This window comes from Pseudomonas sp. S2_F07 (assembly GCF_054668325.1).
Map to the genome: position 1 here is coordinate 5,226,925 of NZ_CP162758.1, position 16,338 is coordinate 5,243,262.

A 16,338-nucleotide genomic window follows, 5' to 3' on the forward strand; every position below is an offset into this window, starting at 1 on the left:
CTGCCTCAAGAAATACGGAAACAAAGCGCGCACTCTAACCGCTGTGCTCTACCGGACGCCAGCCATGGCGCTGAATATCAACACGATTGTTCTGGATACTGATGCCCTCCATGCGTAATCGTGCGCGCTGCTCATCACCCGAAGGACTGCCCGCCGGCAGGCTGATACGCCCGTTTGCACCGAGAACACGGTGCCAGGGCAGCTTGCTGTCGCCGGGCAGTTGACTGAGGGTGCGACCGACCCAGCGGGCGGCGCGACCCAGTCCTGCAAGCTCGGCCAGTTGGCCATAGCTGACGACTTTGCCCTTGGGTACTTGGGCCAGTGTCAGATACAGCGCCGTGCGTCGGATTTGCGCTGCACTCTCGGGGTCTTCGGTTGGATCGGTCACGTCCGTCAGTCCTCGGGGAGATTGCTTTACCCTCTGTAGAGTAATTCCTGCGCAGGAAGTTGAGAAATGAACTCAACAGAAATAGTCGGGTCAGTCCTTGTCATGGCCTTGTTCCTACGGATAATGCCGACTTTTCTCGCAAGCCTGAGCCTGTATTTTGTTTATGTTGTCCAGATCCCTGCTGTGTCTCGCCGTCCTTGGCGCATCCTCTCCCTTGCTCGCCGATACCGTGTGGTTGAAGAACGGTGACAAGCTGAGCGGCAAGATCACGCTGTTCGATGGCGGCAAGCTGCTGATCCAGACCGAGTACGCCGGTGCGGTGACGATCGACTGGAAACAGGTCAAGACCCTGGACAGCGATCAGGAGTTGCTGGTCAAGCAGGATGCCTACACTGGCGAGAAGGCCAAGTCGCTGATAGCGGCGGACGCCGGCAAGGTCACGCTGGCCAACGGCGAGACACCAAAGACGGTCGAACTGGCAAGCATTCAGCAGATTCTCAAGCCAAAACCGGTGGTCGAGGATCTGGTGTGGAAAGGCAACGTCGATGTCGCGCTGGATTATCAACGGGCGGAAAACGACACCGATGACTACGACATCGATTTCAAGACCAGTGCGCGACACGGTCGCTGGCGGCACACCGCTGAAGGTGAATACAACCGTGAGTTCCAGGACGACGTGGTGACCACGGACAACTGGCGGGCCGAGTACTCCATCGACCGATTCCTGACCGAGCAATGGTTCTGGCAGGGACGTCTGGTCTACAAGCGCGACAAGGTCGAGGATCTTTCCCGGCAGCGCACGGTCGGTACCGGTCCCGGCTATCAGTTCTGGGATAACGAACTCGGAGCATTCTCCCTGGGCTCGCTGGTCAACCGCACGGATTATGAATTTTCCGATGGCAGCAATGAAAATTTCTACGCCCTGGCCATGACGTGGGACTACAACCGCTATCTGGTTGGCAAGCGTGTCGAGTTCTTTACCAATGGCGAGGTTGGCAAACCGCTGTCGGATGTAGCCGACTACGCACTCGATGCCGAGATGGGGTTGCGCTACAAGGTGACTGACTGGGCTTCGCTGAACCTGAAGGCGGAACGCGACATCATCAGCGGCACCGACGATTCGGATCTGGACAAGACACGCTACACCGCAGGGTTTGGCGTGACCTGGTAGGACGCTAAAAGATCGCAGCCTGCGGCAGCTCCTACAGGGGAGTTATGTTCACCCTGTAGGAGCTGCCGCAGGCTGCGATGTTTTTTACCTATGAAAAACACATAGGCACAAAAAAGCCCCGCTGTTGAGGGCGGGGCTTTTTACTAAAGCAAGTACAAGTTAGATAACTTGAACTTCTTCAGCTTGCATGCCTTTCTGACCGCGGGTAGCGATGAAAGAAACCTGTTGGCCTTCTTTCAGGCTTTTGAAGCCGTCGGATTGGATAGCTTTGAAGTGAACGAACAGGTCGTCACCGGATTGTGGAGTGATGAAGCCGAAGCCTTTTTCATCGTTGAACCACTTAACGGTACCGGTTTGGCGATTAGACATGGTGTAACTCCTTGAACAAAGATAACTGCGACTCAGGAAGAACCCTGGCCGAGACTGAGTGCAAAGAGCAGGAAAAATTCTTGTAGATGGTTGGATCGAAATTCAACATATCGTGTAGAGATTCTCAGTGACACAAGCAGCACAGTGACGCCACCTTAACCCTTTTTCCGGGACGTGCCAATGCTTCTTGCACAGGTTTCTCTGTTTTAAGGATCGGCGGTGTGACGGTTCGTCGCCAGAGCCCGTAATTCCTGCCTGTTCGGCGAGAATTGCACCGCGGACTTTGAACCCGGCGGCGCGCCCGGTAAGATGCCGGACAGAATTTTTCGACCTCGCTATTCAGGACACCCGCCATGAGCATCAAATCGGACAAGTGGATTCGCCGCATGGCGCAGGAACACGGCATGATCGAGCCTTTCGTCGAGCGCCAGATGCGCGGCAGCGACGATAGCCGTGTGATCTCCTACGGCGTGTCGAGCTACGGCTACGATGTGCGTTGCACCAATCATTTCAAGGTGTTCACCAACATCAATTCGGCCATCGTCGACCCGAAGAACTTCGACGCCGGCAGCTTCGTCGATATCCATAGCGACGTGTGCATCATTCCGCCGAACTCGTTCGCCCTGGCCAGCACCGTCGAATATTTCCGCATTCCGCGCAACGTTTTGACCATTTGCCTGGGTAAAAGCACCTACGCGCGCTGCGGCATTATCGTCAACGTCACGCCGCTCGAGCCTGAGTGGGAAGGCCATGTGACCCTGGAGTTCTCCAACACCACCAATCTGCCGGCGAAAATCTACGCGAACGAAGGCGTGGCGCAGATGCTGTTCCTTGAGTCTGACGAAGAGTGTGAAGTGTCCTACAAGGACCGTGGCGGCAAGTATCAGGGCCAGCGTGGCGTGACCCTGCCGCGCACCTGAGTCAACCGTCTGACAAATGTCGGGAATTCCTGAGCGGGCGTACACTCTATGGGGTGTACTGTTCCGATCCGCGCAAGGCGGGTCGGGCCATCGCTCAGGAGTGCCGAATGAAGATCGATCCGCGAATCAGTGCCGAACTGGCAAGGCTTGAACCCAATCAGGTTGGCGTTCTGGCCTGGTCCTTGTTGGCGCACCCGCCCGTCAGCATGGCAGGGGGTATTCCCGGCCAGCCTGATCCTGATACCCCGAATGAGCAGCCTAACGAACCGGGTGAGCCTACGCTGCCGGATGAGCCGCCGCCTGCACCTGTCGCCTGATTCTCAGTTATTACAGATCAAAAAAATGTGGGAGCGAGCCTGCTCGCGATAGCGGTCGATCAGTCAACTTCAATGCTGGCTGTACCGGCGCTATCGCGAGCAGGCTCGCTCCCACAGGTTTTGCTGTAGTCGTTACTTCAGGTTGCCGCTGAGGAACTGCTTCAACCGCTCGCTTTTCGGATTGCCCAGCACGTCTTCCGGCGCGCCTTCTTCCTCCACCAGGCCCTGGTGCAGAAACAAGACCTGGCTCGACACTTTGCGGGCGAAGCTCATTTCGTGGGTCACCATGATCATGGTCCGGCCTTCTTCGGCCAGGCCCTGGATCACCTTGAGCACTTCACCTACCAGTTCCGGGTCCAGCGCCGAAGTCGGCTCGTCGAACAACATGACCTCGGGCTCCATGGCCAGTGCGCGGGCAATCGCTACCCGTTGTTGCTGACCGCCGGACAGGAAGGCCGGGTATTGGTCAGCCACACGGGAAGCCAGCCCCACCTTGTCGAGGTAGCGCCGGGCGCGATCCTCGGCTTCTTTCCTGTCGCAGCCCAGCACCCGGCGCGGCGCCATGGTGATGTTTTCCAGCACCGTCATGTGGCTCCACAGGTTGAAATGCTGGAACACCATGGCCAGGCGGGTGCGAATCCGCTGCAGCTCATCGGCGTCGGCCACGTGCATGCCGTGGCGATCCTTGATCATGCGGATGTTCTGCCCGTCGAGGCTCATGGCGCCGTCGTTGGGTTGTTCCAGGAAGTTGATGCAGCGTAGAAAGGTACTTTTACCCGAGCCGCTGGCGCCGATCAGGCTGATGACGTCGCCGGTCTTGGCCTTGAGCGAAACACCTTTGAGGACTTCATGATCGCCGTAGCTTTTATGCAGGCCTTCGATGGTCAGTTTGTACATGGGGCGTGCATCCTCAAGGCGAAAGTAGATAGCCGCTGCGATAGGCTTCGGTGCCCGCGACATGGGCGATCACCATGCCGGCAGTGGCCATGCGGCGCAGCGAACGGGCATACATCAGCCCGGCTGTGGCGCAATGAACGGGAGTGACCAGATCGTTGACCGGATCAATGATCTCGGCGATCAGTTGCCCGGCTTCCAGGTACTGGCCCGGTAGCGCGCTGAACACCAGCAGGCCGCCCACCGGTGTGGCCACCGGTTCTACGCCGGCCAGCGGTGTCGCCGGGTAGGGCAGGTCGGGCAGGGGCGCGGTTTCGCCGGCGATCGCGCCGAAATGGATCAGGTAGTCGATCAGTGCCTGGCAATCGCGGCTGGCCAACGGGTGATTGACGTCGCCCTGGCCGCGCAGTTCGACGGTCACTGAAAAGCTGCCCGGCGGAATGTCGAAGTGCTCGCCGAAGCGTTCCTTCAACTGCCACCAGAGCAGGGTGAAGCATTCGTCGAACGACTGACCACCGGAATCGGTTGCCAGCAGGCTGGCTTGGGCGCCGATATAGCGGGCCAGCGGCTCGACCCGCGGCCAGGCATCCGGCGTGGTGTAGAGGTGAGCGACCGCTTCGAAATCGCAATGCAGGTCGAGCACCATGTCGGCGTCGCAGGCCAGTCGTTGCAGGGTCAGGCGCTGGGATTGCAATTGGGTGCCGGCGGTCTGCCGGGCCAGCGCATCGCGCAGGTTGCTGCGGATCAGTTGCAGGTTGTGCTGCGGATCGTCACTGAGCTTGCCTTCGATCGCGTTGCCGACTTCCTCACTGAGGTCGACGAACCAGCGGTTGAAGTTCTGGCCGCTTTCCAGTTCGTAGCGACCCAGCGGCACATCCATCAGTACCTGTTCCAGGCCCACCGGGTTGGCGATGGGCACCAGCACGATTTCGCTGCGCAGGCGACCGGCGGCTTCCAGTTCCGCCAGGCGTTGCTTGAGGTGCCAGGCCACCAGCATGCCGGGCATTTCGTCGGCGTGCAGGGAGGCCTGGATGTAGATCTTGCCGTTGGCCGGTTGGGGGCCGAAGTGAAAACTGTGGATTTGTCGTGCGGTCCCGGGCAGCGGGGCCAGCAGGTCATGTTTCTGGTGGCGCATCTGTTTTTCCTGAAACTGGTTGAGTCCTAGTGGGTCGGCCCGAGGAAGGCCAGCCATCGGCGTTCGGCAAGGCGGAACAGGCCGACCAGCGCAAAAGTGACGGTCAGGTAGATCAGCGCGGCGATGCCGAACGACTGGAAGGTCAGGAAAGTCGCCGAGTTGGCGTCCCGCGCGACTTTCAGGATGTCCGGGATGGTCGCGGTGAAGGCCACGGTGGTCGAGTGCAGCATCAGGATCACTTCGTTGCTGTAGTACGGCAACGAGCGACGCAAGGCCGACGGCATGATCACGTAGGCATACAGCTTCCAGCCGGTCAGGCCGTAAGCCTTGGCCGCTTCGACTTCGCCGTGGTTCATGCTGCGAATGGCCCCGGCGAAAATCTCCGTGGTGTAGGCGCAGGTATTCAGGGCGAAGGCCAGGATCGTGCAGTTCATCGCATCGCGAAAGAATGCGTCCAGTACGGGCTGGGCCCGAATGGCGGCCAGGCTGTAGATCCCCGTGTAGCAGATCAGCAACTGGATATAGAGCGGCGTGCCGCGGAACAGGTAGGTATAGAACTGCACCGGCCAACGGATGTAGATGCGCGGCGATACACGGGCGATGGACAGCGGGATCGACACGATAAAACCGAAGAAGATCGAAGCGCTGAGCAGCCACATCGTCATGGCCAGGCCGGTGATGTTGTTGCCGTCGCTATAGAGGAAGGGTTTCCAGTATTCCTGCAGAAGTTCGATCATCGTACGGCCTCCCGGGTACCGGCGGAGTAACGACGTTCGAGCCAGCGCAGAATGAAGTTGGATGCGCTGGTGATCAGCAGGTAGATCAGCGCGGCAAGCACCAGGAAGTAAAACAGCTGATAGGTGCTTTTACCGGCGTCCTGGGCAGCCTTGACCAGATCGGCGAGGCCGATGATCGACACCAGGGCCGTGGCCTTGAGCATCACCATCCAGTTATTGCCGATACCCGGCAGGGCATAACGCATCATCTGCGGGAACACCACGATCCAGAAACGCTGGCCGCGCTTGAGGCCATAGGCGGTGGCCGCTTCGACCTGACCCCGTGGGACGGCGAGAATCGCGCCACGGAAGGTTTCAGTGAAATACGCACCATAGATGAAGCCCAGGGTGATGACCCCGGCACTGAACGGGTTGATCTCGATGTATTCCCATTCCATGTAATCGGTAAAAGAGGTCAGCCAGGTTTGCAGGCTGTAGAAGATCAACAGCATCAGGACCAGGTCCGGAACGCCGCGAATGAGTGTGGTGTAGAGTTGGGCAGGCACGCGCATCAGTTTGACTTTTGACAGCTTGGCACTGGCGCCGATCAGCCCGAGCAACACGGCTACCAACAGTGACAACGCCGACAACTTGATCGTCATCCAGGTGCCTTGCATCAGCAGCGGACCGAAGCCCTTGAGGCTGAAGGCAGAGAGCCCCAGATTTTCTAATAGGTTTTCGAACATAAATCAGCAACCTGATCGGATGAAAAAAGCGCCCATCGAAAGATGGGCGCCGGGCATTATTTGCCGCTGTACAGATTCAGATCGCCAAAGTGTTTCTTCTGAATGGTGGCGTAGGTGCCATCATCGTGTAACGCTTTGATACCTTTATCCAAAAGTGCTTTCAGCTCGGTGTTACCTTTCTTAATGCCGATGGCCGTTTTGGCTGGCAGCAAAGCGTTGTCGACCGGCTTGCTGACGTCGTAGTCGGCACCCTGTGGCGACTTCAGGAAGCCCAGTTCGGCTTGCAACATGTCCTGAATCCCTGCGTCGAGACGACCGGAAGTCAAGTCGGCGTAGACCTGGTCCTGATTGGCGTAGGCCTGGGTTTTCACGCCGGCCTTGTCCAGAACGGCTTTGGCATAGGCTTCCTGAATGGTGCCTTGTTCGTAGCCGACGGTCTTGCCCTTGAGCGAGGCGACGTCTTCGGTCACGCCAGAACCTTTCTTGGACACGTAGGCGGTTGGGCCGGAGAACAGTTCGCTGGAGAAGTCGATGACTTTTTCACGGGCTTCGGTAACGGTCATCGACGAGATCACACCGTCGAATTTATTGGCTTTCAGGCCCGGGATCATACCGTCGAAGTCACTTTCGACCCATTTGCACTTGACCTTCAGCTCGGCGCAGATCGCGTTGCCCAGATCAATGTCAAAGCCTACCAGGCTGCCATCGGCCGCTTTCGATTCGAACGGTGCGTAGGAAGGGTCAACGCCGAAACGCAGTTCTTTGTACTCCTTCGCCATGGCGGAGCCGGCAGCCATGCACAACGCCAGTGCAGAAAGGGTCAGCAATGCTTTTTTCATTATTCAATCCCTAAAAACCAATATGAGCGCTTGTGGCGCAGAATTATTGTTACTGGAAAGCGTAAGACCTGTTGAAAGTAGCAATTTCCGAACCAGAGTGCCGAACAAGCGTTTTAAAAGGTGCTTGGAAATGGCCGGAGACAGATTTATGCACGAAAACGGGCGCAGGGAAATGGGTGCACCAAATCATCTCGCCACAAAAAACGGTTTGACTGAGCAGGGGCACCAGGCTCTCCACCGGGTGACACGACTCATCCTCGCGTCAGCGCAACGGCGATAGCGGTCTGACATTCAACCTCAATGTGAATGTCAGACCGCTATCGCGAGCAAGCTCGCACAACTAAAGGGCGCGGTTACTTTCCTGGGGTCAGCGTCAATCGCGCCTTGCCGTAGGCGTTGTCGAAGTTCTGCGGCTGCATCGGCAGGCTCATGTACTGGCCCTTGAGCCACGGCTCGATGCTGTTGAGGTAGTTCGGGCTGGCCGGGTTGCCGGACTGACCGGTGCCGTTCTGCGCCATCAGCGGTTCGGACTGGCCGAAGTCGACGATAAAGCGCATGGCTGGCGCCAGCGTGGTGTTGAAGTCCTGCCCCCAGGCGAAGGCGGCGGTGTTGAGCGTGGTGTGATCGCCACCGGCCGGCAGCGGTCCGCGTACGGTCTGGCCGCTGCTGTTTTTCCATTCATAGCGATGCAGTTTGCCCCACTGCCAGGCTCTGTGATCACCGCCCAACTGGCTGTCGCCTGTGCTGATCGCGGCGGCGAGGCTGCGAGCGAGGATCGCCGGCTTGTCTTCTTTCTGCGCGGTGCGCACGTCATCCCAGAACGGGCTGTCCTCACGCCCGAGCAAGTGATCGGCCTGGGCCGCGAAGGACAACTTGCCGTCGGCGACAAAGGCTTTCCACGCCGAGCTGGTTTCCGGGCCCAGTTCGTCGAGGAAGATCTGCCGCGTGCTTTCCTGCAGGAACAATTCGTAGATCGCCGCATCGGTGGAGCTCGGGCTGAGCTTGCCATCGAACGCCATCAAGCGGCTGTAGGCTTCATGTGCCTTGGTGCGATCGGCCGGCGGCAAGGCGTCCATGGCTTGTTTGAGCGGCTGGGCCATGCCCGGCGCTTCGAACATTTTCTTCAGCTTGGCAGCGAAGGTAGTGGTCTGGTCGTATTGCATGGCGATCAGGCTGCGGCTGTCGTGCTTGCCGGCGCCGGCCAGTTCGGCCAGGCGCTCGCCGCGCTCCGGAGCGGCCCAGGAATTGGACAACTGCATGCCGTAGCCATGGGGAATGACTCGCTGATTGGCGGTGCCGAGCCAGCCCTGGGCCGGGTCCTGGTCGTACGGGTGCAGCATCGGGTCGGCATAACCGTCCCAATCGTATCGTCCTTCCCAGCCCGGCGAAGGCAGCAGGCCTTCGCCTTCGCGGCGGTTCGGGTAACGGCCAGTGACTTGCCAGCCGATGTGACTGGCGTCGGCGAACACCAGGTTCAGCGCAATGGCGCGGATTTCGCGGCTGGCATCCGAGGCTTTCTCGACACTCTGGGCGCGGGACAGGTCGAAGAGCGCGTCCAGGGTTCTGTCGTCGGTGAAGTTCGGCGTCTGCAAGGCCAGGCCGAAACCATTGGCCAGCGTGGTGCCCTGGGCGCTGTTGAGCAGAGGGCCATGGCGGGTTTCGTACACCGCTTCACGAATCGACCGCTGGCCTTTGACGAAATAGGTTTCGTTGCGCACGATCGCCGGCTGCCATTTCCCGGCGTTTTCGTAGGTAAGCCCGTTGCCCAGGCGCTTGATTTTCTCCAGGAACAGGTCCTGGTTGTCGCCCATCACGGACGTCATGCTCCACGCCACTTTGCCGTTGAAACCGCCAAGCACCATCGGCAGCCCCGCGATGGTCACGCCGGACGCCTGATACTTCGGCGCGCGAATCTGCACGTAACTGAACAGCGAAGGCACGCCCAGCGGGCCGTGAGTGTCACTGGCCAGCAGGCTCTTGCCGCTGCGACTGCGTTGCGCGGCGATGGCCCAGTTGTTCGACGAGGTGGCGCCTAGCAGGTTGAGGTCCGATAGTTGTCCGGTGGCTTTGCTGAGTTCAGCCAGCCCCGGTACTTGCCCGTTGAGCTTGAGGCCTTGCAATTTTTCGCTTTCGGCGACCGGCAGTTTTTCGTCGGGAGCCGACGGCGTCAGCCACGCCAGTTTGTCGGTGGTGACGGTCTGGGCCAGTACCAGCGAGGAAACTTCTTCCGGCAGGTTGGTCGACTGGCTGAAGTTCAGCAGGCAGAAAATCAGCGCCGAATCCTCCGGCTGCCAGTATTCAGGCTTGTAGCCGGTGGCCGCCAGATCCGCCGGCAGTTTGTCGCGGTAGCGGAACAGGTAGGCGTTGACCCCGCGCGCATAGACTTCGAAGAAACGCTTGAGGCGCGGCGAAGAAGCCTTGTACAGCTCGCCAGCACTTTTCTTCAGGTTGACCGCCCGCATGTAGCGGTCGGCATCCAGCAGGTCGGCGCCGTGCATCTCGGCCAAACGGCCCTGGGCCAGCAGGCGCAGGGTGACCATCTGGGTGATGCGGTCGCTGGCATGCACGTAACCGAGAGTGAACAGCGCGTCGTGGAAGCTGTTGCTTTCGATCAGCGGCATGCCCATGGCATTGCGACGCACCGAAACGCTCTGCGCCAGGCCTTTGAGTGGTTGTACGCCGGAGGTTGGCGGGAGGGTGTCCTGGGCGTTGAAGTTCTGACAACCGGTCAGGCTCAACACACCGGCCACTGCTGCGGCAACGCCGAACCGGGGTAGAAAATGAGTAAGGGCTGGCGAGGCCATGGCAAAGCTCCTGCGGGGGTGGTAGCGCAATAAAGGCGCTACGTTAGTGAGCAGGCGATGGCCGCGCAAGCGGGGTAAGAGGTTATTTCAGGATTTGTCAAAGATCGCAGCCTCAACAGTGGCTTGCCAGCCGTAACTGGTGATATTGAAGTGCGACACGCTCAACAATCCAGGAAGACAGTCGGCATGGAGCTCAAGGCAAACGCGGCACTGGTCATCATCGATCAACAAAAAGGCATCCTGCATCCAAGGCTCGGTCGCAGGAATAATCCGGAGGCCGAAGCGCGCATGCTGGAAATGCTCGGCCATTGGCGGCGTACCGCCCGGCCGGTGATCCATGTGCAACACCTGTCCCGCTCGGAGGACTCGGTATTCTGGCCACTGCAGTCGGGGGTGGAGTTTCAGCAACGGTTCGAGCCAATGGCCGGTGAACGCTTGATCCAGAAGCAGGTGCCGGATGCGTTCTGTTCGACCGGGCTGGAGGCGCAGTTGCGCGAGGCGGGGATCGGGCAGTTGATCATCGTCGGTGTCGCAACCCACAACTCGGTGGAGTCCACGGCGCGTACCGCGGGCAACCTGGGGTTTGATACTTGGGTGGCCGAGGATGCGTGCTTTACCTTCGACAAGGCTGATTTCTTCGGCCATGCCCATAGCGCCGAAGAGGTGCATGGGATGTCGCTGGGGAATTTGCACGGTGAGTATGCGACGGTGGTCAGCAGTGCACAGATTCTGTCAGCCGACTAAGCACCTGTAGGAGCAAGCTCGCTCCCACAGGAGAGGATGGCAATTCAACAGGCGAAGCAAGTCTTCGCCAGAAGCATCAAGCGCCGTGGCACTTCTTGAATTTCTTGCCGTTGCCGCATGGGCACGGATCGTTGCGGCCGACGTCTTTCAATGCGTTGCGCACCGGTTCCTGGTGAGCGTGGCCGCAGTTCGGACCGTGGACATGGCCGTGGTCGTGATCATGGTGGTGATGGTCATGATCATGATCGTGGTTGCAGTCAGGGCCGTGGACATGGGGTTGCTGGGTCATCGGTGTTGCTCCGGAATTAAATCGGCGGCGATTATCACGCCATTGCGCGCCAGGTGCACGTAGTGGGCGATGAATATACCGGTTTCCAGTTCACCTTCCAGACGATAGGGAATAGGCTGATCGGATTTTTTCAGCAGTTTGGCCATTTCACGGACCTTGGACCACAGGTTGGTGCGGATCGGCACCTTGAAGTAAGCGCTGTGCCTGGGGCTGATGGTGAACCAGTGTTCGTACTCGCCATCGGCCAGCAGTATGTCACCCAGATGAACGCGGTACTCCAGGCTGCGCACCGTCAGGTCGCTGTCGTTGGGGTTGTCGATGCGAAAATGCAGGAGGAATTTCTGTTCCAGCATTTTGGCGCTGACCACCTCGATCTTCACCAGATGGACCTCGGGGTCCGGCAAGTCGTCGGCGAACCACGATGCACAGCCGCCGAGTCCCAGTGTCAGGAACAGCGTAAGCAGACAGCGTGCGCCGCGGCGGATGATCATCGTGGTGTTTCTCCCTTGAGCCCAGTCTAGACCCAAAAGATCGCAGCCTTCGGCCGCTCTTGCGCGGTGGACAGTCATTGCTTGTCCTAGCTGCTGAAATACCCCGCACAACACTTCTTGAACTTCTGCCCACTCGTGCACGGGCAGGGGTCATTGCGCCCGAGTTTGAGTTGCACGGTGGGGTCGATGAAATACCAGCGCCCGGTGTTCTGTACGAACGATGAGCGCTCTCGATGACTGTGCTCGCCATTACTGTCGTGCCAGCGCGCGGTGAAGGTCACGAACGCGTGTTCAGGCTGGCCGCCCAGCACTTCGGAGCTTTCGACCTCAAGGCCCAGCCATGTGCTTTGCGCACTCCAGTCGCTGATCGATTGACGGTCCAGGCCGGCCTGTTGGGCGGGCAGGGTGGTGGCTACCAGATAGTCGACCAACCCCAGCACATAGGCGCTGTAGCGCGAGCGCATCAATGCTTCTGCGCACGGTGCCGGGTGTCCGGCATGATAGTGACCGCAGCAGGCGTCGAGCAGGGTGCCGCTGCCGCATGGGCAAATGGATGTACTCATTGCATTACCACCAGTATTTCCCGAAGTTTTCCGGATTGGCCCAGAAGCGCGAGTTGAGCCAGTCGGGGACTTGTTTGTATTCAAGCAGATCGTAGGTGAACAGGGTCAGCACCTGTTCGTCCCGTTGGAAGCGTTCGCTGGCTTGCAGGGCCAGGGAGAAAAAGTCCGTTTCCTGCCAGCCACAGGCCGGCAGGTCCACCAGTACTGCGATGCGGCTGGCGTTGAGGTTGCGGATGCCGCCCAGCAGGTTCAGGCCGTCGCGCTTGGGCAAATGCTCCAGGCAATCGACTACCAGGGCCAGGTCGAAACGGCGGGCCGCCAGCTCGGCCGGCAGTGGCCCGGGGGCCGCGGAAGCGACACAGCTATCCGGGTGAGCGAGTTTGAAAGCCTCCAGTGCCGGGAATTCGCTGGCGCCGATCAACAACAGGCGTGCGGGGGCATATCGGTCAAGTAACGCGGCCAGTGCCTGTTGTGGCGTGCGTGAAGAAATACCTGCAGTCATCGAAGATCCTCAATCAGATCTGCCAAGACTAGCCTGCCCTAACGTTCGGGCCTAGAGCACCCTGGCGACAAAAGCGCCAACCTGCCGTTAATACGCGAATAAACAGCATGGCCTATTGCTGGCGGAGTTTAAAACTCGGGTCTTTACTACCTGAATCGGTTCTAAGCCGATCCCTCAGGAGAAAACTAGATGAGCATAGTTCGGACAGCATTACCCTTGGTTCTGCTAACCAGTGTCTTGACTGGTTGCGCAGGTTTGCAGAAAACCGACTGGCCGACCTGTGCGGCAGTTGGTGGTGTCGTGGGGGCGGGCATCGGTGCGACCGAAAGCTCGGCATGGGCAGGGTATGGTGCTCTGCTCGTCGGCGGTACGGCAGCGGCTTATTGCTGGGTGCACGGTGATGGCGATGAAGACGGCGATGGCGTACCGGATAGTCGCGACAAGTGCCCAGGCACGCCAAAAGGCGTTCAGGTCGATGCCAACGGTTGCCCACCACCAGCGCCTGTGGTCGAAGAAGCGGTTGTGGTTCAGGAAGAAACCATCGTCATCCGCGATGTTCACTTCCAGTTTGACAAAGCCACGCTTACCTCGTCCGACAAACAGGTACTCGACAAGATTGCCACTCGCCTGAAAGCCGAAGCCCCTACCGCTCAACTGACCGTGACCGGCCATACCGACAGCGTGGGCAGTGACACCTACAACCAGAAACTGTCGGAAAAACGCGCCCACTCGGTGGTTGAATACCTCATCGAGCAAGGCGTACCTCGCAGCAACTTCGTGTCGGTTGTCGGTGCCGGTGAAAGCCAGCCGGTTGCTGACAACAAAACCGCTGACGGTCGTGCACAGAACCGTCGTACCGAAATCAAAATCCAGCGTTAAGTCCCCCTCGCATCCGCGCCTTGTGCAGTCGCGGATGCGGGTCTTTACTCCTGTGTAACCGGTATTGGCCGGACACAGGAGCTTTCAATATGATCGTTCTCACAAGGACCGTCTTGCCGGTTCTGCTACTTGGCAGCCTCTTGACCGGCTGCGCGACCCACAGCGATGGCACTGCCCCCCTCAATCAACGCACCTGGCCAATTTGCAGCCTCATCGGCGGCCTGGTCGGTGGTGGTCTGGGCGCAATCGAGAGTGGTGCCTGGGCCGCGGGCGGGGCAGCGCTGGGTATCTTGTCCGGCGGCTTGATCTGCTATGCCCAGGATGGCGACGAAGATGGAGACGGCGTTTTCGACCGACGCGACCGTTGCGCTGATACCCCTGCCAATACCCCGGTCGACCATCGGGGCTGCCCGGTGCCGCAATACCCGGACAGCGTCCAGGTCGAGCCTGCGCAATCCGAAGTCATTACTCTGAGCGATGTACTGTTTGTCTTCAATCAATCCGAGCTGACCCCGACAGCGAAGAGTCAACTGGATGCGTTGATGAGCAAGTTCGAGGATGCCGATGTGGTCAGCATCAAGGTGGTCGGCCATACCGACAGCGTCGGTTCGGATGCCTATAACCAGGCCTTGTCGGAGCGGCGTGCCAGCAGCGTGGCGGAATACCTGTTGAGCCAGGGCGTGGCGCCGAACAAAGTCACCAGCGAAGGCCGGGGTGAGAGCCAACCGATTGCCAGCAACGAAACCGAAGAAGGTCGTGCGAAAAACCGTCGCGTGGAACTGCATATAAACCGCTGAGCCAAGAGATAGAGCCGTCGGGCGACGGGTATGATCGCTACGACGGCCGTTTGGCGGCCTTCATGAAGATTTTTCCGTTGCCCTCTGGCTTATCCCGCGTGGAAGCCGTTACTGTGCGCGCAAACAATAATTCTCATCGGGGGCGCGTATGAACGTCATATGGGGACTGGGGCGGTTACTGACCTTGCTGTTCTGGGCGGTAGTGCTGGTCAATCTGCTCACACCGTTTGTCTTTCCGCTGCACCCGTTGGTCAACCTGGCCGGCGGCCTGTTGGGGTTCATCCATCTTCTGGAAGCGTTGCTGTGCTATCGCAGCCTTCGAGGTCGCGCCCATCCCTGGCTTGACCGCCTGAAGATCGTCATTTTCGGCGTATTCCACCTGCAAACCATTCCAGCTCCCAGCGCTTCGAAGGCTTCCCATGCGTAAACTCTGTCTGCTCGTCGCACTCATCAGCCCATTGGCCAGCGCACAGGTGGTGAGTGTCGAAACCAACTCGCTGATGCGCTTGCCCAACACCGCCAGCACCCTGCAACTGGAACGCCTGGTGGTGGCCGATTACGGCACCTTGCTGATTCCTTCGAACGTCACGGAAGTCACCGTGGGTGAATTGCATCTGGGGCGTGAAGCGCGCATTGCCATCGTGCCGGGGGAACAGGCGCTGGCGCTGAAGGTTCGTCGCGCTGATTTGTCCGAAGGCAGCCAGATCACCTCCCGTGGCTCACCCGGGACTTACCAGAAGGCCGCTCGATCCGGACGCAGCCTTGATTTGCAGATCAAGACACTGAACGCAGCGCAATTGAACGTTGATGCTCGCGGTGGTGCGGGCGCACCGGGGTTCATTGGCCTTGACGGGGCCAACGGCCAGGAACCGGGCTGCACCTGGGGGCAGGCGGGGCGCGGTGCCGATGGCAGTGATGGTAGCAATGGCCAGCCGGGAGCACCGGGGGCGCTGGTCAAGCTGGCAGTGCCGCACGACTTCCCGGCGGACCGGATCAAGGTTCAGGTGGCGGGCGGTGCCGGTGGCCTGGCCGGCCCTGGCGGCAAACCGGGGGCGGGTGGCAAGGCCAAGGGTTGCCTGATCTACAAGGCCGATGGCGGCAAGAGCGGTAAACCCGGGGCTGACGGGCAGCCCGGGCCGGAAGGGGCTGCGGGTTCGGTGACGGTTCAGCGCTTGTAAAACTTACCAGGCCCTCTGTGGCGAGAGGGCAATCCCCCCCTGCCACACCCGTCCGGCAGATTCAGAACATCGGCCGAGCCGCAGCAATCGCTACCAAGGCCAATCCCACCAACAGATTGATCCCCACCAACTTGCGGATCCGCCCCAGCACCGCTGCACCAACGGGCCAATCCTGCTCGGCCACGGCAGTGCGCAGCTCCGGCAGCATCAACGCCTGAATCCGGATAAACAGCGCGGTCATCACCACATACAAGCCCATCATCACCTGCACATAACGTGGCGCAGTTTCAAAGCCACCGAAGTGCATGTGCAGCATGCCCACGCCGCTGACCGGCAACAGCACCACCGCCACCCAGACCCAGCGGAAAAATCCTTGAAACACTTCTACCCACAGCTTCAGCCGGGCAGGGCCTTCCAGTGCCGTCACCGCGGCGGGGCGCAGGACCATCCAGGCGAAAAACATGCCGCCGACCCAGACCAGGGCGGCCAGTACATGCAGGCTATAAATGAGGCTAAAAGGTGTCATTGGGTTACTCCGTTCTGCGCGGGATTCATTAGCGGGGTATGATAGCGACCAAACCGAACCACTGAAAATT

21 protein-coding genes are annotated in these 16,338 nt (G+C 59.6%); 8 read left to right on the forward strand and 13 right to left on the reverse strand.

The window, feature by feature from the left end:
* Positions 1 to 34: 34 nt before the first annotated feature.
* Entirely contained in the window at positions 35 to 388 is a 354-nt protein-coding gene (locus AB4O40_RS23625; RefSeq protein WP_056720885.1) for an MGMT family protein, read from the reverse strand.
* 163 nt (positions 389 to 551) lie between these two features.
* Between AB4O40_RS23625 and AB4O40_RS23630 the strand changes: the two genes are divergently transcribed.
* Positions 552 to 1,559 (forward strand): DUF481 domain-containing protein, encoded by a 1,008-nt coding sequence (locus AB4O40_RS23630; protein ID WP_056720883.1) that lies wholly within the window; start codon positions 552 to 554, stop codon positions 1,557 to 1,559.
* Positions 1,560 to 1,718: 159 nt separating this feature from the next.
* On the opposite strand, the gene AB4O40_RS23635 is transcribed toward AB4O40_RS23630, so the two are convergent.
* On the reverse strand, positions 1,719 to 1,928 hold the full coding sequence (locus AB4O40_RS23635) for a cold-shock protein (protein WP_002554837.1): 210 nt from the start codon (positions 1,926 to 1,928) through the stop codon (positions 1,719 to 1,721).
* Between the two features lie 353 nt (positions 1,929 to 2,281).
* On the opposite strand from AB4O40_RS23635, the gene dcd reads away from it, so the two are divergent.
* Both dcd and AB4O40_RS23645 read left to right on the forward strand, forming a co-directional pair.
* Positions 2,282 to 2,848 carry a dCTP deaminase gene (dcd, locus tag AB4O40_RS23640; RefSeq protein WP_007940589.1) on the forward strand — a complete coding sequence of 189 codons (567 nt, stop codon included), beginning with the start codon at positions 2,282 to 2,284 and terminating at the stop codon, positions 2,846 to 2,848.
* Between the two features lie 107 nt (positions 2,849 to 2,955).
* Positions 2,956 to 3,165 (forward strand): hypothetical protein, encoded by a 210-nt coding sequence (locus AB4O40_RS23645; RefSeq protein WP_033047523.1) that lies wholly within the window; start codon positions 2,956 to 2,958, stop codon positions 3,163 to 3,165.
* A gap of 132 nt (positions 3,166 to 3,297) precedes the next feature.
* Here AB4O40_RS23645 and AB4O40_RS23650 read toward each other — a convergent pair whose 3' ends face one another.
* The 6 genes from AB4O40_RS23650 to AB4O40_RS23675 all read right to left on the reverse strand — a co-directional run bounded on the left by AB4O40_RS23650 (position 3,298) and on the right by AB4O40_RS23675 (position 10,299).
* Positions 3,298 to 4,062: an ABC transporter ATP-binding protein gene (locus AB4O40_RS23650; protein WP_095965070.1), complete on the reverse strand. Its 765-nt coding sequence runs from the start codon at positions 4,060 to 4,062 to the stop codon at positions 3,298 to 3,300.
* A 13-nt stretch (positions 4,063 to 4,075) separates the two neighbouring features.
* A complete protein-coding gene (locus AB4O40_RS23655; protein WP_056720879.1) occupies positions 4,076 to 5,194 on the reverse strand; it encodes a succinylglutamate desuccinylase/aspartoacylase family protein in 1,119 nt (372 codons plus the stop codon).
* A gap of 26 nt (positions 5,195 to 5,220) precedes the next feature.
* Positions 5,221 to 5,931 (reverse strand): ABC transporter permease, encoded by a 711-nt coding sequence (locus tag AB4O40_RS23660; RefSeq protein WP_056720877.1) that lies wholly within the window; start codon positions 5,929 to 5,931, stop codon positions 5,221 to 5,223.
* Positions 5,928 to 6,656, reverse strand: coding sequence for an ABC transporter permease (locus AB4O40_RS23665; protein WP_056720874.1), 729 nt, complete (start codon positions 6,654 to 6,656; stop codon positions 5,928 to 5,930). Before AB4O40_RS23665 ends, AB4O40_RS23660 begins: the two co-directional genes overlap by 4 nt.
* Before the next feature lie 56 nt (positions 6,657 to 6,712).
* Complete coding sequence (locus tag AB4O40_RS23670) at positions 6,713 to 7,495, reverse strand: transporter substrate-binding domain-containing protein (protein WP_056720873.1); 783 nt, start codon at positions 7,493 to 7,495, stop codon at positions 6,713 to 6,715.
* A 353-nt stretch (positions 7,496 to 7,848) separates the two neighbouring features.
* Entirely contained in the window at positions 7,849 to 10,299 is a 2,451-nt protein-coding gene (locus AB4O40_RS23675) for a penicillin acylase family protein (protein ID WP_223542156.1), read from the reverse strand.
* Positions 10,300 to 10,485: 186 nt separating this feature from the next.
* Here AB4O40_RS23675 and AB4O40_RS23680 point away from each other — a divergent pair, with 186 nt between their 5' ends.
* On the forward strand, positions 10,486 to 11,043 hold the full coding sequence (locus AB4O40_RS23680; protein ID WP_223542155.1) for a cysteine hydrolase family protein: 558 nt from the start codon (positions 10,486 to 10,488) through the stop codon (positions 11,041 to 11,043).
* 76 nt (positions 11,044 to 11,119) lie between these two features.
* Here the strand turns inward: AB4O40_RS23680 and AB4O40_RS23685 are convergent, their stop codons facing one another.
* The 4 genes from AB4O40_RS23685 to AB4O40_RS23700 all read right to left on the reverse strand — a co-directional run bounded on the left by AB4O40_RS23685 (position 11,120) and on the right by AB4O40_RS23700 (position 12,888).
* A complete protein-coding gene (locus AB4O40_RS23685) occupies positions 11,120 to 11,332 on the reverse strand; it encodes an SEC-C metal-binding domain-containing protein (protein ID WP_015093814.1) in 213 nt (70 codons plus the stop codon).
* Entirely contained in the window at positions 11,329 to 11,823 is a 495-nt protein-coding gene (locus tag AB4O40_RS23690) for an LEA/WHy family protein (RefSeq protein WP_056720865.1), read from the reverse strand. The genes AB4O40_RS23685 and AB4O40_RS23690 overlap by 4 nt, the downstream gene beginning before the upstream one ends.
* An 86-nt stretch (positions 11,824 to 11,909) precedes the next feature.
* A complete protein-coding gene (locus AB4O40_RS23695; protein WP_056720863.1) occupies positions 11,910 to 12,386 on the reverse strand; it encodes a YchJ family protein in 477 nt (158 codons plus the stop codon).
* A 4-nt stretch (positions 12,387 to 12,390) separates the two neighbouring features.
* Positions 12,391 to 12,888 (reverse strand): DUF6231 family protein, encoded by a 498-nt coding sequence (locus AB4O40_RS23700; protein ID WP_056720861.1) that lies wholly within the window; start codon positions 12,886 to 12,888, stop codon positions 12,391 to 12,393.
* Between the two features lie 189 nt (positions 12,889 to 13,077).
* Here AB4O40_RS23700 and AB4O40_RS23705 point away from each other — a divergent pair, with 189 nt between their 5' ends.
* The 4 genes from AB4O40_RS23705 (at position 13,078) to AB4O40_RS23720 (ending at position 15,742) form a co-directional block, all read left to right on the forward strand.
* Positions 13,078 to 13,767: an OmpA family protein gene (locus AB4O40_RS23705; RefSeq protein WP_056720858.1), complete on the forward strand. Its 690-nt coding sequence runs from the start codon at positions 13,078 to 13,080 to the stop codon at positions 13,765 to 13,767.
* Positions 13,768 to 13,856: 89 nt separating this feature from the next.
* The gene (locus tag AB4O40_RS23710) at positions 13,857 to 14,564 is read left to right on the forward strand and encodes an OmpA family protein (protein WP_056720855.1); all 708 of its coding nucleotides are present in this window, start codon (positions 13,857 to 13,859) and stop codon (positions 14,562 to 14,564) included.
* A gap of 148 nt (positions 14,565 to 14,712) precedes the next feature.
* Positions 14,713 to 14,991: a DUF1145 domain-containing protein gene (locus tag AB4O40_RS23715; protein ID WP_056720853.1), complete on the forward strand. Its 279-nt coding sequence runs from the start codon at positions 14,713 to 14,715 to the stop codon at positions 14,989 to 14,991.
* Complete coding sequence (locus AB4O40_RS23720; protein ID WP_056720851.1) at positions 14,984 to 15,742, forward strand: collagen-like triple helix repeat-containing protein; 759 nt, start codon at positions 14,984 to 14,986, stop codon at positions 15,740 to 15,742. The genes AB4O40_RS23715 and AB4O40_RS23720 overlap by 8 nt, the downstream gene beginning before the upstream one ends.
* A gap of 61 nt (positions 15,743 to 15,803) precedes the next feature.
* Here AB4O40_RS23720 and AB4O40_RS23725 read toward each other — a convergent pair whose 3' ends face one another.
* Positions 15,804 to 16,268: a CopD family protein gene (locus tag AB4O40_RS23725; protein ID WP_056720849.1), complete on the reverse strand. Its 465-nt coding sequence runs from the start codon at positions 16,266 to 16,268 to the stop codon at positions 15,804 to 15,806.
* Positions 16,269 to 16,338: the final 70 nt, after the last annotated feature.

What these genes read in the sequence shown, in the direction of transcription:
- AB4O40_RS23630 (WP_056720883.1), top strand. Translation starts at nt 552, where the DNA reads ATGTTGTCCAGATCCCTGCTGTGTCTCGCCGTCCTTGGCGCATCCTCT.
- AB4O40_RS23635 (WP_002554837.1), bottom strand. Translation starts at nt 1,928, where the DNA reads ATGTCTAATCGCCAAACCGGTACCGTTAAGTGGTTCAACGATGAAAAA.
- dcd (WP_007940589.1), top strand. Translation starts at nt 2,282, where the DNA reads ATGAGCATCAAATCGGACAAGTGGATTCGCCGCATGGCGCAGGAACAC.
- AB4O40_RS23645 (WP_033047523.1), top strand. Translation starts at nt 2,956, where the DNA reads ATGAAGATCGATCCGCGAATCAGTGCCGAACTGGCAAGGCTTGAACCC.
- AB4O40_RS23650 (WP_095965070.1), bottom strand. Translation starts at nt 4,062, where the DNA reads ATGTACAAACTGACCATCGAAGGCCTGCATAAAAGCTACGGCGATCAT.
- AB4O40_RS23655 (WP_056720879.1), bottom strand. Translation starts at nt 5,194, where the DNA reads ATGCGCCACCAGAAACATGACCTGCTGGCCCCGCTGCCCGGGACCGCA.
- AB4O40_RS23660 (WP_056720877.1), bottom strand. Translation starts at nt 5,931, where the DNA reads ATGATCGAACTTCTGCAGGAATACTGGAAACCCTTCCTCTATAGCGAC.
- AB4O40_RS23665 (WP_056720874.1), bottom strand. Translation starts at nt 6,656, where the DNA reads ATGTTCGAAAACCTATTAGAAAATCTGGGGCTCTCTGCCTTCAGCCTC.
- AB4O40_RS23670 (WP_056720873.1), bottom strand. Translation starts at nt 7,495, where the DNA reads ATGAAAAAAGCATTGCTGACCCTTTCTGCACTGGCGTTGTGCATGGCT.
- AB4O40_RS23675 (WP_223542156.1), bottom strand. Translation starts at nt 10,299, where the DNA reads ATGGCCTCGCCAGCCCTTACTCATTTTCTACCCCGGTTCGGCGTTGCC.
- AB4O40_RS23680 (WP_223542155.1), top strand. Translation starts at nt 10,486, where the DNA reads ATGGAGCTCAAGGCAAACGCGGCACTGGTCATCATCGATCAACAAAAA.
- AB4O40_RS23685 (WP_015093814.1), bottom strand. Translation starts at nt 11,332, where the DNA reads ATGACCCAGCAACCCCATGTCCACGGCCCTGACTGCAACCACGATCAT.
- AB4O40_RS23690 (WP_056720865.1), bottom strand. Translation starts at nt 11,823, where the DNA reads ATGATCATCCGCCGCGGCGCACGCTGTCTGCTTACGCTGTTCCTGACA.
- AB4O40_RS23695 (WP_056720863.1), bottom strand. Translation starts at nt 12,386, where the DNA reads ATGAGTACATCCATTTGCCCATGCGGCAGCGGCACCCTGCTCGACGCC.
- AB4O40_RS23700 (WP_056720861.1), bottom strand. Translation starts at nt 12,888, where the DNA reads ATGACTGCAGGTATTTCTTCACGCACGCCACAACAGGCACTGGCCGCG.
- AB4O40_RS23705 (WP_056720858.1), top strand. Translation starts at nt 13,078, where the DNA reads ATGAGCATAGTTCGGACAGCATTACCCTTGGTTCTGCTAACCAGTGTC.
- AB4O40_RS23710 (WP_056720855.1), top strand. Translation starts at nt 13,857, where the DNA reads ATGATCGTTCTCACAAGGACCGTCTTGCCGGTTCTGCTACTTGGCAGC.
- AB4O40_RS23715 (WP_056720853.1), top strand. Translation starts at nt 14,713, where the DNA reads ATGAACGTCATATGGGGACTGGGGCGGTTACTGACCTTGCTGTTCTGG.
- AB4O40_RS23720 (WP_056720851.1), top strand. Translation starts at nt 14,984, where the DNA reads ATGCGTAAACTCTGTCTGCTCGTCGCACTCATCAGCCCATTGGCCAGC.
- AB4O40_RS23725 (WP_056720849.1), bottom strand. Translation starts at nt 16,268, where the DNA reads ATGACACCTTTTAGCCTCATTTATAGCCTGCATGTACTGGCCGCCCTG.